The sequence below is a fragment of the Streptosporangium saharense genome (assembly GCF_014203715.1).
Classification (GTDB): domain Bacteria; phylum Actinomycetota; class Actinomycetes; order Streptosporangiales; family Streptosporangiaceae; genus Streptosporangium; species Streptosporangium saharense.
In genome coordinates this window covers 1,086,291-1,100,485 of sequence record NZ_JACHJP010000002.1, presented here as the reverse complement: position 1 = coordinate 1,100,485, position 14,195 = coordinate 1,086,291, and the positions used below count along the sequence as shown (strand labels likewise).

Sequence of the window (14,195 nt, the reverse complement as noted above, 5' to 3'; positions counted from 1 at the left end):
CGTGGGGGGCGGGGGAGCGGCCCCGGTCGGCGGGAGGCGCCAACCGGGGCCTGGCCGTAAAAAACGGCTAGAACCAGCCGCGGTGCTGGGCCATGGAGTGCAGGCCCGCGCGCAGCGACTGCTCCACCTGGCCGGGGTGGTCGTCGTAGTGGACCGTGAAGCGGTTGTAGGTGTCGTGGCTTGAGGTCAGGAAGCCGCCGCGCTTGTCGGCCTCCAGGATGACGTCCACCGACCTCGGGCCCGCGATGAAGGTCAGTTCGAGCTCGCTGAAGTGCCGGGAGTACTCGGGGCCCACGTAGTACTCGATCTCCTGGAAGAACGGCATGCGGGAGCCGCGCAGCGTGCCGCGCTCCAGGTCGGCCTTCTTGAAGCGGAAGCCCATGTGGTCGAGCGCGCCCAGCACGTGGTCCTGGGCGGGCAGCGGGTTGACGAACAGCGCGTCGAGGTCGCCCTTGTCCAGCGCCCCGGCCAGCGCCAGCTCGGTCGACACACCCAGCTGCATGCCGCGCAGCGGGTGGCCGCCGATGGCGCTGATCGGGGTCTCCCACGGGACGGGGATCTCGAACGGGGCCGACTGCGGCGCGCCCGCGGCCAGGTGGAAGGAGCCGGTGATCTGCTGGCGCAGGAAGCTGTAGGTGGTCTTGTACTCGTTGTCGCCGCTCTCGACCTCGACGACCGCGGTGAAGTCGATGAAGATGCCCTCGACCCGGTAGTCGGAGCCGCCGCCGCGGAAGTTGACCTGCCCGCGCAGGGTCTCGCCGGGGCGGACGTTGGAGTTCAGCAGCACCGTGTCGACCTCGACGCCGGCGCCGAAGGCGGCCATGAGTTTACGGAACACCATTGGGGGACTCTCCCGGGGGTTGTGAAAGGGTTCTAGTTAGGTTCGACGGACGGCCTGACCTGGCCGTTCCCGGTGCTGTGCTCCGCGGCGAGCTGCGGCAGGAGCTGGGCGAGAAGCAGGGTGGCCAGGGGGGAGGTCTCTCCCGAGGCGCCGCCGGTGCGCACCACGACCGGGCGGGGGGCGTTCTCCGCGAGCCTGGCGCCCACGTCGAGACGGCGGCGGGCCAGCTCGTACTGGAGCACGGCGCGGTTGTCGCGGTAGGAGTCGGCGAGCCTGCGCAGTCCCTTGGCCTCGTTCTCCGCCGAGGTCAGCTCGGCCCTGCCCTTGGCCTCGATCTCCCAGCGCACCCGCTGGGCCTGCGTCTCGTGCTCCTCAAGCATGCGGGCGACGTCCTTGCGCGCGGTGTTCGCGGCGGCCCTGACCTCGACGATACGGGCGTCCCTGGTCTTCTTGGCCCGCTCGATCTCCATGAGCAGGGTGTCGATGCGCCGCTTGCGGGTCAGCTCCCACTCCCGCTCGAAGGCCGACAGCTCCTTGGCGACCTTCTCCCGCGTCGCCAGGTGCTGCTGGTACTGGTCGGGAAGCTGCACGTCGGGGATGTTCGCGCCGGTGATGCGCACGCCGTACCTGCCGAGCTGGCGGGTCAGCAGCTCCTGCATGTCACCCACGTCGGAGCCGCGCAGGTCGTAGGCCCGCTCGGTGTGGACCCTGCGGCTGCGCTGACGGATGGCGTCCTGTACGGCGCTGCTGAGCACGAGGTCGAAGTTGCCCGCCCCGATCGTCCTGACGAAGGCGACGGGATCGACGATGCGGAACTTCAGGAAGAACTCGATCGACTTCAGCGGCACGTTCTCGGCGGTCGGGCAGGCCGCGATCGGCGCCGAGTAGGGGATCTCGGTCGAGGTGTCCACGACCGCGTCCACCCGGTCCCAGGGCAGCCACAGGTAGTGACGGCCGGGAGCCAGGGTGCCGACGATCGCCCCCCACCGGCTGCGCACGCCGGTGGTGCCCTCCTCGATCTCGACGATGGCCCTGCGCCACAGCCAGACCAGGGCGGTCAGCAGGAAGAACACCGCGCCCGCGGCGGCCAGGAGGGACAGGACGCCGCCGCCGAGCAGCGCGGTGCCCACGAGGTAGAGCGCCAGCAACAGCAGGGCGACCCAGGCGAAGCCCCTGCGGTCCTTGGGGATCACGACGGGGACGATCTGGCCGGACTCGCCGCCGCGCAGCAGCTGGCGGATCTCCGACCAGGAGGCCAGCGATTCCTTGATCTTGGAGAACTCTCTGCTCATCTTCAGGCGTCTTCCTGCGCGGCGGGCGGTACGGCGTGCTCCTGGGCGGCCTGGCCGGTGTTCTGGCCTAGTAGGACGGCGATCTCGGCCTCCCGGTCCTCGACGCGGCGGCTGATCTCGGTGATCCTGGCCCGGATCGCGGCGGTGTCCGCCTCGGAGAACAGCCGGGCCTCACCGCCGCCGACCAGTTGCCTGGCCAGGGCCAGCAGGTCGATGTCCGTGTTCTCACCGACCTGCACCACGCGGGGCAGGTGGGAGGCGACGGATTCGAGCCTGTCGAGCAGGTCCTGCTGGAAGCGGTGGTCCAGGATCTCCGGCGCCTGGGCCGCGCTCAGCGCCCTGATGTCCAGCGCCTGGGCTTCGAGCAGCGCCGCGTTGGCCTTGGCGGTCGACTCCGCCTCGACCAGCCGCTGACTGGCCTGGGCCTTGGCCTGGTGGGAGGCGCGTTCGAGCGCGGTGTCCATCCGCGCCTGGTAGCTCGCGATCTCCGCCTGGATGGCCGACAGTTGCTCCTGCAGCCCGGCCAGCTCCTTGACGAGGTCGCCCTCGTTCTGCTCCTTGCGCAGCTGAAGCTCGTACTCGTAGGTGTAGGCCTCCTTGGCGACCCGGATCATCTCCGGCGCCGCCAGGTCCATCCGGTACTCCTGGCTGGAGGGCTCGGCGTGGGTGATGTTCACGTCGGTGAGCCGTACAGCGGGCAGGAACTGCTGGTTGAGGTTGTCCAGCATGCCCAGGGTGCTCTCGCCGACCAGGTCGTAGATGTCCTCGGCGCGCTGGGCGTAGATGAGGGAGCGGGTCACCTCGCTGATCGCGTTCTGCAGCTTGGCCTGGAAACCGCCGACCGAGCCGAGGACGAAGATGAACTCGGCCGGGTCCTCGATCCTGAACTGCAGGAAGAGGTCCACGCTCGCCTTGACGCCCTGCTGGGTCGGGGCCTCGCGGATGGGGGCGTTGAAGGGATACTCCCGGGTGGTGTTGACGATGTAGCTGACCCGCTTCCACGGGTTGAGCAGCGTCACCCGGCCGGGTTCGGCGATCTGGACGAGCTTGCCGAACTTGGTGATCAGCGCCTTGCAGCCCTCGGGGACCATGACGACGCTGCGCCGCCACCACAGGAACGCCGCGGCCAGCACCAGGACGGCCCAGTAGTGCGGGCCGAACAGCACCCGCGCGCCCTCGGGCAGGCCCGTCGCGACCAGTCCGACCAGGCCGAGCACCGCCAGGACGACAAGGGGAACGACGACCCGGGCCGTGGTGCCCTTGGGGATCACCACGGGGGAGATGACGTGGACGGTCTCGCCCTGCGGGCCGCTGCCGGAGAAGCTGCGGTTGACGATCTCCCCGGCCTCGTTCAGTGAGGCGCTGCGGGCCTCGATCAGCGTGCCGACGGACGTGCCCTGTTCACGCGCGGCGAGGAAGTCGGTGGGGTTGAGGGCGAAGCCCGGTTCTCCCGCCTGGCCCTGGCCCTGGCTCTGGCCTTGGCCCTGTCCCTGCGCCTGGCCGGTGAGCTGGCCCGCGACCTGCCCGGCGATCTGGCGCAGGTCCCCGCCCTGGCCGTACGCCTGGGCGGCAGCGACCGCCGCCTGCATGGCCTCTCTTGGCCGCGACATCACACCTCCGTGGGTCCTTTTTCCTGGTCTTTTTTCCGAAAGCCCGATATATCACGCTTTGTGATCACTTGCACGCGATAACAGTAAATAACATGTGGCTTGCGGTTGGCTTGACAGACGATTGAACGCCGTGCCGTACGGCGGGCCACGCGGGGTCCGGGAATGTCGGTGGGGCGTCCTACAGTGGGTCAGGTGAGGCCGGTAACAGATTTGCAGCGCAAGGTGGCCCCCTTCGAGGTCGTCACCGACATGACCCCCTCCGGCGACCAGCCGACCGCGATCGCCGAGCTTGAGCGACGCGTGAGGGCGGGCGACAAGGACAACGTCCTGCTGGGCGCGACGGGCACGGGCAAGACGGCCACGGTCGCCTGGCTGATCGAGCGGCTGCAGCGGCCGACCCTGGTCATCCAGCCCAACAAGACCCTCGCCGCGCAGTTCGCCAACGAGCTGAGGGAGATGCTGCCCAACAACGCGGTCGAATATTTCGTCTCCTACTACGACTACTACCAGCCCGAGGCGTACGTCCCGCAAAGCGACACCTACATCGAGAAGGACTCCTCCATCAACGAGGAGGTCGAGCGGCTGCGGCACTCGGCGACCAACTCGCTGCTGACCCGCCGCGACACGGTCGTGGTGGCCTCGGTCTCGTGCATCTACGGCCTGGGCACCCCCCAGGAGTACGTGGACCGCATGACCGCGCTCAAGGTCGGCCAGGAGATCGAGCGCGACACGCTGCTGCGGCGCCTGGTCGACATGCACTACACCCGCAACGACCTGGCCTTCACCAGGGGCACCTTCCGGGTGCGCGGCGACACGATCGAGATCATCCCGAAGTACGAGGAGCTCGCCGTCCGCATCGAGATGTTCGGCGACGAGATCGAGAAGCTCTCCACCATGCACCCGCTGACCGGTGAGGTGATCACCGAGGACGAGGAGCTCTACATCTTCCCCGCCTCCCACTACGTGGCGGGCCCCGAGCGGATGGACCGGGCCGTGCGGGACATCGAGGCGGAGCTGGCCGAGAGCCTGCAGCGGATGGAGCGCCAGGGCAAGCTCCTTGAGGCCCAGCGGCTGCGCATGCGCACCACCTACGACCTGGAGATGATGCGCCAGATCGGCACCTGCTCCGGCATCGAGAACTACTCGCGGCACATGGACGGCCGCGCCCCCGGCAGCGCGCCCAACACCCTGCTCGACTACTTCCCCGAGGACTTCCTGCTGGTGCTGGACGAGTCGCACCAGACGGTCCCGCAGATCGGCGCGATGTACGAGGGGGACGCCTCCCGCAAGCGCACGCTCGTCGAGCACGGCTTCCGGCTGCCCTCCGCCATGGACAACCGCCCGCTGAAGTGGGAGGAGTTCCTGGAGCGGATCGACCAGACGGTCTACCTCTCGGCGACCCCCGGCAGCTACGAGCTCGGCCGCTCCGGTGGCGACGTGGTCGAGCAGGTGATCAGGCCGACCGGTCTGGTCGACCCCGAGGTGATCGTCAAGCCGACGAAGTCGCAGATCGACGACCTGGTCCACGAGATCAGGACCCGCGCCGAGAAGGACGAACGGGTCCTGGTCACGACGCTGACCAAGAAGATGTCGGAGGACCTCACCGACTACCTGCTCGAACTGGGCATCAGGGTCCGCTACCTGCACAGCGAGGTCGACACGCTGCGCCGCATCGAGTTGTTGCGCGAGCTGCGGATGGGCGAGTTCGACGTGCTGGTCGGCATCAACCTGCTCCGGGAGGGCCTCGACCTGCCCGAGGTCTCGCTGGTGGCGATCCTCGACGCCGACAAGGAGGGCTTCCTGCGCTCGGAGACCTCGCTGATCCAGACCATCGGCCGCGCGGCCCGTAACGTCTCCGGCCAGGTCCACATGTACGCCGACCGGATCACCCCCTCCATGGAGCGGGCGATCGAGGAGACCAACCGGCGCCGGGTCAAGCAGATGGCCTACAACGAGGCAAACGGCATCGACCCCCAGCCGCTCCGCAAGAAGATCGCCGACATCCTCGACTCGCTGAACAGGGAGGACGCCGACACCGCCCAGCTCCTCGGGGGCAGCGGCCGTCAGCAGTCGCGCGGCAAGGCCCCGGTCCCCGGCTTCGCGGCCAGGCAGGCCGGTCAGCACGCCAAGGCGATCGCGGGGGAGATGCCCAGGGCGCAGCTCGAGTCCCTGGTCGAGTCGCTCACCGAGCAGATGCACCAGGCGGCGGCCGACCTGCAGTTCGAGGTGGCCGCCCGGCTGCGCGACGAGATCAAGGAGCTCAAGCGCGAGGTCCGCGACATGCGTGAGGCGGGGGTCTCCTGACCCAGGCCCTACCTGAGATCCCGCCTGCCCCGGGGCTGCTCGGTCCGCGGGCGTGAGCACGAGGGCGGGCGGCGGCCTCAGTGGCGGTCGTCGTGGGGGGAGCGGGGCACCGCGGTGCGCCGGTAGAGCTCGTCGATCTCGTCCAGGGGGTCGGGGGCGCGGCGGCGCGCCTCGATCTCCAGGTCGGTCCGGCTCTGGATGTCGTCGATGCCGTTCGCGGAGTGCGTCATCTGGTCGTTGAGCAGGTCGGCGCGGATCCTGGCGCACGACGTGGTCAGCTTGGCGTGGTTCTCGCGCAGCCGGCCGAGGGAGGCGTGGTCCACGTAGGTGGAGCTTCGGCTGTGCCGGGCGTAGAGCGCGAGCTGGCCGTCCAGGTGGTCGGCGTGCACGCTGATCTCGGCCACCAGCCTCGGCAGGTCGCCGAGCCCCCAACCGGCCTGCAGCGCCTGGTCCACGGCCTGCCGGGTCAGGGAGACCTCCTTGCGCAGGTCCAGGCGCATCCGCTCGGTCTCACCCGCCTGGCCGGGGTCCATCGCCGCCATCTGGGAGGCCACCCGCTCGGTCACCTTGCGGGCCTTCTTCGTGGCCTTCCTGCCGACCTTGACCAGGAAGTAGACGGCCGTGCCCGCGGTGAGGAGGAACAGCAGCAGAAGCACCAGCACGATGGTGAGGAAAGTGCCGATCGCGATCACCTCCCGGCGGGGAAACAGGTGCTTCGAGCATAGCCCGCCTGCCCGTGTATACGGGGGTTCGCGAGGTGCGCGGGCTTCGTTCCCTAAGCCCAGGGGTGCCTCAGGCGGGACTTCGCCGCAGGGCGCGGCGGCGCCGTACGCGACGGATCGTCCACCAGGCGAGCACCGCCAGCGCGGCGACCGCGACCACGACCAGCACCGGCAGGAAGATCGCGACCAGGGCCATGGCGAGCGAGCCCGCGTCCTCCATCGTGCTCACCACCGGGGCCCCGACCCCGGCTGTCGTGGCGTTGACCACGGGCCTGGCGGTCGCCTTCATCACGTGCACCGCGAGCGCGATGCCGATGCCGAGCACCCAGCCGACCCAGGGGTTGTGGGCCATCCAGTCGGAGCCGTCGATCCTGGCCGCGGCCTCGGTCGCGCTGAAGACCACGCCACCGGACAGCGGGCGGATCACGGTCTGGATCATGTCGTTGACGCTGTCGACCACCGGGACCTTGTCCAGGACGAACTCGGCCACCAGCAGCACGGCGATGATGGCCAGCACCCAGCCGTTGGCCAGCCAGGCGAACTCCTGCTGCAACCGTACCTGGTCGGTGAAGTTGGCGAGCAGGCCGACGACCAGCAGCGGTATGTAGGCGTTCAGCCCCGCCGCGGTGGAGAGTCCAAGGCCTGTCAGTGCCGCGAGCATCATGCCTCCGTGGTGTCCAGATCCCCCCATTCAACGTCCTTGGGGCCACGGATGGATCCCGAGCGGGGGCGCGCCCTTGACGGACGCGCCCCCGCCGTTCCCACGGGCTACTCCGGGACGGGGACCCGGAGGATCTCGCCCTTGCCCGGCGCCATGGCCTTGTCAGCCACGTAGACGGCGCCGTCGGGGCCCACGGCCACGCCGAGGGGGGTCGTCAGCGTGCCGGGCTTGAGAAGCTCGGTACGGGTGCCGTCAGTCTCGATGCGGTAGACGGTGGTCTTGCTCATGCCGTCGGCGGGCAGCGGTCCCACGGAGCCCAGGACGATCAGCCGTCCCTTGGCGTCGAAGGCGACGTCGGCCATCGTGGTGAAGCCGCGCGCGGCGGTGGTGACCTTGCCGTTCTTGACGCGGAGCACCCGGGCCGCCCCCTCGGGGTTGGGGAAGCCGCCGTGCTCGGCGACGTAGTAGGCGCCGTCGGGGCCCTTGGCGATGCCCATCGGCACCGACTGCATCGGGATCTTGCTGCCCTTGGGCATCTTGAGCGCCGGGGGAGCGGCGACGGACCTGGCGTGCAGGACCGCCTCGGTGCTGATCTTCCCCTTGCGGCTGATCCGCAGCACGGAGTTGCCCCCGGTGTCGGCGACCAGCGCGCCGCCGCCGGCCAGCGGGGCGACGCCGAACGGGTAGGAGTCCACGGCGCTGCCCTTGTCCTTGCGGTCGGGGTTGTGCCTGGTCTCGTAGGCGACGAGGTCGGCGAAGGACAGGCTCCTGCCCTTGGCGGAGAGCGTCAGCAGCGTGCCCAGGGTCCTGGCCTTCGGGCCGAGCTTGGCGCGGAAGGCGGTGTCACCGGAGAAGCCGATGGTCACCAGCAGGTCGCCCTTGGCGGTGAACGCCACGTCGTGCGGGCCGAGTGCGAACGGGCCGCTGGCCGCCGACGGCAGGTGGTCGATCAGCACGGAGGTCTTGCCGTCCTTGAGGACGCTGATCCGCCCGGTCATGCCGAGGCACATCTTCTCCGGCTTCTCGCCCTTGGCGGCCGGGGGCGTGGCGCACTTGACCTTGCCGCCGTGGCCGGACTCGGCGATGTACAGGGCGCCGTCGGGGCCGAAGGAGATCCCGCGCGGGCTGTCGAGCCCCTTGGCGACGATCTCGGGCGCGGCGACGTCCGCCCGTGCCGCCGACACCGGGCCCGCCGTCACGGCCAGCACCGCGACCCCTCCTGTGGCAGCAGCGAGCAGCCTGCGGCCGATACGAACTCCGCTCAACGCAATCCCCTCCAGATCCCCGCCGTGTCGGTCAGGCGGGGGCGAACACCCGGAAAGCTACGAGCCGCCTCGCGCCGCCCACAATGGAAAACGGCCACAATCCACCCTGCTCGGCGGCGATTTCCGCCCGGCGGGTGACCGCCCCTCCCCCTCCCGGCGGACGCCCCCGCCCGTAGCCCTCCGCCATGCCGTACGGCTGCCGCAGCGCCTGGATTTATCCCGATAAATGGGTGTCTACTTGTTTACCTCGTAGTAAGAGCTAATATTTCGGTATGAGCGAGGTGGACTTCTCCGAGGCTCTGGCCGACGTCCTGGCGGGCGTCCAGCGGCTCGTCCGGCGCAGGCTGCGCCACGGCATGACGGGACCGCGGCTGCGCGGAGCCCAGGTCGAGCTGTTGCGCCTGGTCGTGGCCAGACCGGGGATCGGCGTCTCCGCCGCGGCCAAGGAGCTTTATCTCGCGGGCAACTCGGTGTCCACGCTGGTCAACCAGCTCACGAAGGCCGGGCTGCTGCGCCGCGAGATCGGCCAGGACGACCGCAGGTCCGCGCGGCTGCTGCCGACCGATGAGGCACGGGAACGGCTGCGCCTGTGGCAGGAGCGGCGCGCCGCGCTCGTCCGCGAACAGGTCGAACGGCTCGGCGAGGACGACAGGGCGGCGCTGGCCGCCGCGCTCCCGGTGCTGCGCAGGCTCGCCGAGGGCCTGCACGAGGAGGTGGAGGGGGCATGAGCGACGAGCAAGCCGTCGTCTGCGAGGGGCTGCGTTACTCCTTCGGGGACACCGTGGCCGTGGACAGCCTCGACCTCTCGGTCGTCTCCGGTGAGGTCTTCGGCCTGCTCGGCCCGAACGGCGCGGGCAAGACCACGGCCATCCGCTGCGTGACGACGCTGCTTCCGGTCCCGCCGGGCACGGTGCGGGTCTTCGGCCGGGACGCGGCCACCGAGCGGATGGCCGTGCGCCGCCTGCTCGGCTACGTCCCCCAGCAGCTTTCCGCCGACTCCGGCCTCACCGCGCGGGAGAACGTCGCGCTGTTCGCCCGGGTCTTCGACGTCCCCCGCCGCGAGCGCCGGGAGCGCGTCGCCCAGGCACTCGACGCGGTCGGCCTGACCGACGCCGCCGACCGGATGGCCGGGACGTACTCCGGGGGCATGGTGCGCCGCCTCGAACTCGCCCAGGCGCTGGTCAGCGCGCCCCGCCTGCTCATCCTCGACGAGCCGACGATCGGACTCGACCCCATCGCCCGCACCGGGGTCTGGGAGCACATCATGGCCGTCAGGGCCGCGACCGGGATGACGGTCCTGGTCACCACGCACTACATGGACGAGGCCGACCAGTACTGCGACCGGGTCGCGCTGATGCACCAGGGACGGGTCCGGGCGCTCGGCACCCCGGAGAGCCTCAGGGCCGACCTGCGCGCCCGGCGCGCCGACGGGTCGGCGCCGACACTGGAGGACGTCTTCAGGGAGGTCGCGGGAAGCGGCCTCGTCGAGGACGGAGGGGAGTTCCGCGATGTCCGCCGTACCCGCAGCACCGCCACCCGCGTCGGCTGACGGCGCGCGAGCCCCGCTGCCAACCCCGCCACGGGACCGCGCGGGCTGGCGCGTGCTGCCCGCCAGGATCGTCGCCATGTGCGCCGTCGAACTGCAGAAACTGCGCCACGACCGCACCGAGCTCTACACCAGGGCGATCCAGCCCGCCCTGTGGCTGTTGATCTTCGGTGAGACGTTCACCCGCATCAGGGCGATCCCGACCGGGGGCGTCCCCTACATCGACTATCTCGCCCCCGGGATCATCGCCCAGTCCGCGATGTTCATCGCCATCTTCTACGGCATCCAGATCATCTGGGAACGCGACTCCGGCGTTCTCACCAAGCTGCTGGTCACCCCGACCCCACGCGCCGCGCTGGTCACCGGCAAGGCGTTCGCGGCCGGGATCAAGGCGCTGATCCAGGCGGTCGTCGTCATCGTCATCGCCGCGCTGCTCGGCGTCGCCATGACCTGGAACCCGCTGCGCCTGCTCGGCGTGGCCGCCGCGGTGATCTTCGGCTCGGCGTTCTTCGCCTGCCTGTCGGTGACGATCGCCGGGATCGTCCTGACCCGCGACCGGTTGATGGGCATCGGGCAGGCGATCACGATGCCGCTCTTCTTCGGTTCCAACGCGCTCTACCCGGTGGCCGTCATGCCCGACTGGCTGCGGGCCGTCAGCGCGGTCAACCCCCTCAGCTACCAGGTGGACGCGCTGCGCGGGCTGCTGCTCGGCACCCCCGCCCACCTGCCACTGGACTTCGCGGTCCTCGTCCTGGCGGCCGGGGCGGGCATCACTGCGGCGTCGAGCCTGCTGGGGCGGCTGGCGCGGTGACCGCCCGGTCCACCGGGCGCTCCGACACGGGTTCGGTACGGCCGCCGCCCAGGTGGGGCGGCAGCCACCCCTGCCCCGGCACGTGGTGGCGCACGACCCGGGCGGGCACCCCGGCGATCACGCTGTGGTCGGGGAACTCGCCGCGGACCACGGCCCCGCCCGCGACCACGCACTGCCTGCCGATCCTGGTCCCCGGCAGGATGATCGCGCCGGTGCCGAGCCAGGAGCCAGAGCCGATGACCACCGGGTTGTTGCGCGGCCACTGACGGCCGATCGGCGTCTCCGGGTCGTCGTAGACGTGGTTCTGGTCGGTGATGTAGACGTAGGGGCCGGTGAAGACGTGGTCACCGATGTCGATCGACTGGTGCCCCACGATGTGGCTTCCCCTGCCGATCGAGCAGCTCTCGCCGATCCGCACGATCGAGGTGGGGCCGAGATCGACGCCGGGGCCCATGCCCGCGGAGATCGACACCCGCTCGCCGACCAGGGTGTGGGCGCCGATCTCGATCCAGGCCTCGCCGAAGACGGCCCCCACGGGGAAGGCCAGGCAAGCACCCTCGCCGAGACGGCGGAAGCGGTAACCCGCGGGGCTGGTGGCGCTCACCGCGCCCGCGGCGCGGACCGCGGACCAGACACGGTGCACAAGGCTGCCCAGGGCACGCCGTACCGCACCACGAAGTGACATAGCGGCCCAAGCTACCGTCAGGTCATATGACGGCGAAATGCGGGTCAGGGGATGTACGGGCCGATCACGGTAACCGTTTGATATTCTGAGAGCCCGTGGACATGTAGGCCGTCAGCAGGACGCGCCGACTGATCTATGACGACCACGGGAGACTCCTTGCGCAGCGCCGCACACACCAAGCATCTGTTCGTCACCGGCGGCGTCGCCTCCAGCCTCGGCAAGGGCCTGACAGCCTCAAGCCTCGGCCGCCTCCTGAAGCTGCGGGGCCTGCGGGTCACCATGCAGAAGCTCGACCCCTACCTCAACGTTGACCCCGGGACGATGAACCCGTTCCAGCACGGCGAGGTCTTCGTCACCGACGACGGCGCCGAGACCGACCTCGACATCGGCCACTACGAGCGCTTCCTCGACACCGAGCTGCACGGCTCGGCCAACGTCACCACCGGCCAGGTCTACTCCAACGTCATCGCCAAGGAGCGCCGCGGCGAGTACCTCGGCGACACCGTCCAGGTCATCCCGCACATCACCAACGAGATCAAGGACCGCATCCGGTCCATGGCCGGTCCCGACGTGGACGTGGTCATCACCGAGGTCGGCGGCACCGTCGGCGACATCGAGTCGCTGCCCTTCCTTGAGGCCGTGCGCCAGGTCCGCCACGAGGTCGGCAGGGACAACGTCTTCTTCCTGCACGTGTCGCTGCTGCCGTACATCGGGCCGAGCGGCGAGCTGAAGACCAAGCCGACGCAGCACTCGGTGGCCGCGCTGCGCAGCATCGGCATCCAGCCCGACGCGATCGTGTGCCGCTCCGACCGGCCGATCACCAACTCCCTCAAGCGCAAGATCAGCCTCATGTGCGACGTGGACGAGGACGCGGTCGTCTCCGCCGTGGACGCGGCGAGCATCTACGACATCCCCAGGGTGCTGCACTCGGAGGGCCTGGACGCCTACGTGGTGCGCCGCCTCGGCCTGCCCTTCCGCGACGTGGACTGGAAGGAGTGGGAGCAGCTCCTGCGCCGGGTGCACCGCCCGGCCAAGGAGGTCACGATCGCGCTCGTCGGCAAGTACATCGACCTGCCCGACGCCTACCTGTCCGTCACCGAGGCGCTGCGCGCGGGCGGCTTCGCCAACGACGCCCGCGTCAACATCCGCTGGGTCAAGAGCGACGACTGCGAGACCCCCGAGGGCGCGGCCCGCGAGCTGGACGGCGTCGACGGCGTGCTGATCCCCGGCGGGTTCGGCGTGCGCGGCATCGAGGGCAAGCTCGGCGCCGTACGGCACGCCAGGGAGACCAAGATCCCGCTGCTCGGCATCTGTCTGGGCATGCAGTGCATGGTCATCGAGGCCGCCCGCAACCTGGCGGACGTCGAGGACGCGGGCAGCACCGAGTTCGACCCGGAGACCACCCACCCGGTCATCTCCACCATGGCCGACCAGGAGGACGTCGTCTCCGGCGAGCGCGACATGGGCGGCACGATGCGCCTGGGCCTCTACCCCGCCAAGCTCACCGAGGGCTCCCTCGCCCGCCAGCTGTACGGCATGGCCAAGGTCGAGGAGCGCCACCGCCACCGCTACGAGGTCAACAACTCCTACCGCGACCAGCTAGAGAAGATCGGCATGGTCTTCTCCGGTCTCTCGCCCGACGGCCGTCTCGTCGAGTACGCCGAGCTGCCCGCTGACGTGCACCCGTTCTTCATCGGCACCCAGGCGCACCCCGAGTTCCGCTCCCGTCCCACCCGTCCGCACCCGCTGTTCAAGGGCCTGATCGGGGCGGCCCTGACCTACGCCGACATTCGCGGCACCGCGGCCAAGGCGGGCAGGAGCAAGTGAGCGACATCACTCTGGACGTCGTGGACGTCCCCGAGGAGTGGAAGGTCGTCTCCTCGGCCACGCACTTCAGCGGACGCGTCATCACCGTGGTGACCGACGCCGTCCTCATGCCGGACGAGGAGGTCGTCAACCGCGACTACGCGATCCACCCCGGCTCCGTTGCGGTGCTCGCGCTCGACGACCAGGACCGCGTGCTGATGCTCAGGCAGTACCGCCACGCCGCCAGGCACCTGCTGTGGGAGCTGCCCGCGGGCCTGCGGGACGTCGAGGACGAGCCGCTGCAGGCGACGGCGGCCAGGGAACTGGCCGAGGAGGCGGGCTACCGGGCACGGACCTGGCACACGCTGGTCGACGCCTTCACCTCGCCCGGGATGACGGGGGAGCGGACCAGGATCTTCCTGGCCAGGGACCTCAGCGTCATCCCCGAGGAGGAGCTCGACTTCGTCAGGCGACACGAGGAATCCGACATGCCGGTGGTCTGGATTCCCCTGTCCGACGCGGTTCGCCGTGCCCTGGCGGGAATGATCCACAATTCCCAAGCCGTGGCCGGTATTCTCGCCGCATACGCCGCTTCGGCGGATGCTTTCGCCTCGCTGCGGCCCGCCGACGCACCGGAGGCATGACAGGAGGA

Annotated in this window: 13 protein-coding genes; 6 read left to right on the top strand and 7 right to left on the bottom strand. The window is 70.0% G+C overall.

From position 1 onward, the window contains the following. Positions 1-67 precede the first annotated feature (67 nt). Genes FHS44_RS13855 through FHS44_RS13845 form a run of 3 tightly spaced genes read right to left on the bottom strand, consistent with a single transcriptional unit; the run spans position 68 to position 3,743 of the window. On the bottom strand, positions 68-841 hold the full coding sequence (locus tag FHS44_RS13855) for a sporulation protein (RefSeq protein WP_184714368.1): 774 nt from the start codon (positions 839-841) through the stop codon (positions 68-70). Between the two features lie 32 nt (positions 842-873). Next, complete coding sequence (locus FHS44_RS13850; protein WP_184714367.1) at positions 874-2,133, bottom strand: SPFH domain-containing protein; 1,260 nt, start codon at positions 2,131-2,133, stop codon at positions 874-876. A 2-nt stretch (positions 2,134-2,135) separates the two neighbouring features. Then, positions 2,136-3,743, bottom strand: coding sequence for an SPFH domain-containing protein (locus FHS44_RS13845; protein WP_184714366.1), 1,608 nt, complete (start codon positions 3,741-3,743; stop codon positions 2,136-2,138). Between the two features lie 192 nt (positions 3,744-3,935). Here FHS44_RS13845 and uvrB point away from each other — a divergent pair, with 192 nt between their 5' ends. Then, positions 3,936-6,047, top strand: a complete 2,112-nt coding sequence (gene uvrB, locus FHS44_RS13840; RefSeq protein WP_184714365.1) for an excinuclease ABC subunit UvrB — start codon at positions 3,936-3,938, stop codon at positions 6,045-6,047. 77 nt (positions 6,048-6,124) lie between these two features. Here the strand turns inward: uvrB and FHS44_RS13835 are convergent, their stop codons facing one another. The 3 genes from FHS44_RS13835 to FHS44_RS13825 all read right to left on the bottom strand — a co-directional run bounded on the left by FHS44_RS13835 (position 6,125) and on the right by FHS44_RS13825 (position 8,695). After that, complete coding sequence (locus FHS44_RS13835; RefSeq protein ID WP_312863646.1) at positions 6,125-6,709, bottom strand: hypothetical protein; 585 nt, start codon at positions 6,707-6,709, stop codon at positions 6,125-6,127. 130 nt (positions 6,710-6,839) lie between these two features. Continuing rightward, entirely contained in the window at positions 6,840-7,433 is a 594-nt protein-coding gene (locus FHS44_RS13830) for a DUF4126 domain-containing protein (protein ID WP_246435417.1), read from the bottom strand. Positions 7,434-7,537: 104 nt separating this feature from the next. Continuing rightward, a complete protein-coding gene (locus FHS44_RS13825) occupies positions 7,538-8,695 on the bottom strand; it encodes a ScyD/ScyE family protein (RefSeq protein WP_184714363.1) in 1,158 nt (385 codons plus the stop codon). 272 nt (positions 8,696-8,967) lie between these two features. Here FHS44_RS13825 and FHS44_RS13820 point away from each other — a divergent pair, with 272 nt between their 5' ends. The 3 genes from FHS44_RS13820 to FHS44_RS13810 are packed head-to-tail and all read left to right on the top strand — an operon-like array spanning position 8,968 to position 11,052. After that, a complete protein-coding gene (locus tag FHS44_RS13820) occupies positions 8,968-9,423 on the top strand; it encodes a MarR family winged helix-turn-helix transcriptional regulator (protein WP_184714362.1) in 456 nt (151 codons plus the stop codon). Then, positions 9,420-10,244, top strand: a complete 825-nt coding sequence (locus FHS44_RS13815) for an ABC transporter ATP-binding protein (protein WP_184714361.1) — start codon at positions 9,420-9,422, stop codon at positions 10,242-10,244. Before FHS44_RS13820 ends, FHS44_RS13815 begins: the two co-directional genes overlap by 4 nt. Further along, entirely contained in the window at positions 10,204-11,052 is an 849-nt protein-coding gene (locus FHS44_RS13810; RefSeq protein ID WP_184714360.1) for an ABC transporter permease, read from the top strand. The genes FHS44_RS13815 and FHS44_RS13810 overlap by 41 nt, the downstream gene beginning before the upstream one ends. Here the strand turns inward: FHS44_RS13810 and FHS44_RS13805 are convergent. Beyond that, positions 11,012-11,737, bottom strand: coding sequence for an acyltransferase (locus FHS44_RS13805; protein ID WP_184714359.1), 726 nt, complete (start codon positions 11,735-11,737; stop codon positions 11,012-11,014). The genes FHS44_RS13810 and FHS44_RS13805 overlap by 41 nt on opposite strands. Before the next feature lie 156 nt (positions 11,738-11,893). Here FHS44_RS13805 and pyrG point away from each other — a divergent pair, with 156 nt between their 5' ends. Then, on the top strand, positions 11,894-13,564 hold the full coding sequence (gene pyrG, locus FHS44_RS13800) for a CTP synthase (RefSeq protein WP_281401383.1): 1,671 nt from the start codon (positions 11,894-11,896) through the stop codon (positions 13,562-13,564). Beyond that, complete coding sequence (locus tag FHS44_RS13795; RefSeq protein ID WP_184714357.1) at positions 13,561-14,187, top strand: NUDIX domain-containing protein; 627 nt, start codon at positions 13,561-13,563, stop codon at positions 14,185-14,187. The genes pyrG and FHS44_RS13795 overlap by 4 nt, the downstream gene beginning before the upstream one ends. Positions 14,188-14,195 lie beyond the last annotated feature (8 nt).

Bases quoted from the DNA above. Each gene is read 5' to 3' on its own strand.
- FHS44_RS13855 (WP_184714368.1), bottom strand. From the start codon at position 841: ATGGTGTTCCGTAAACTCATGGCCGCCTTCGGCGCCGGCGTCGAGGTC.
- FHS44_RS13850 (WP_184714367.1), bottom strand. From the start codon at position 2,133: ATGAGCAGAGAGTTCTCCAAGATCAAGGAATCGCTGGCCTCCTGGTCG.
- FHS44_RS13845 (WP_184714366.1), bottom strand. From the start codon at position 3,743: ATGTCGCGGCCAAGAGAGGCCATGCAGGCGGCGGTCGCTGCCGCCCAG.
- FHS44_RS13830 (WP_246435417.1), bottom strand. From the start codon at position 7,433: ATGATGCTCGCGGCACTGACAGGCCTTGGACTCTCCACCGCGGCGGGG.
- FHS44_RS13820 (WP_184714362.1), top strand. From the start codon at position 8,968: ATGAGCGAGGTGGACTTCTCCGAGGCTCTGGCCGACGTCCTGGCGGGC.
- FHS44_RS13815 (WP_184714361.1), top strand. From the start codon at position 9,420: ATGAGCGACGAGCAAGCCGTCGTCTGCGAGGGGCTGCGTTACTCCTTC.
- FHS44_RS13810 (WP_184714360.1), top strand. From the start codon at position 10,204: ATGTCCGCCGTACCCGCAGCACCGCCACCCGCGTCGGCTGACGGCGCG.
- FHS44_RS13805 (WP_184714359.1), bottom strand. From the start codon at position 11,737: ATGTCACTTCGTGGTGCGGTACGGCGTGCCCTGGGCAGCCTTGTGCAC.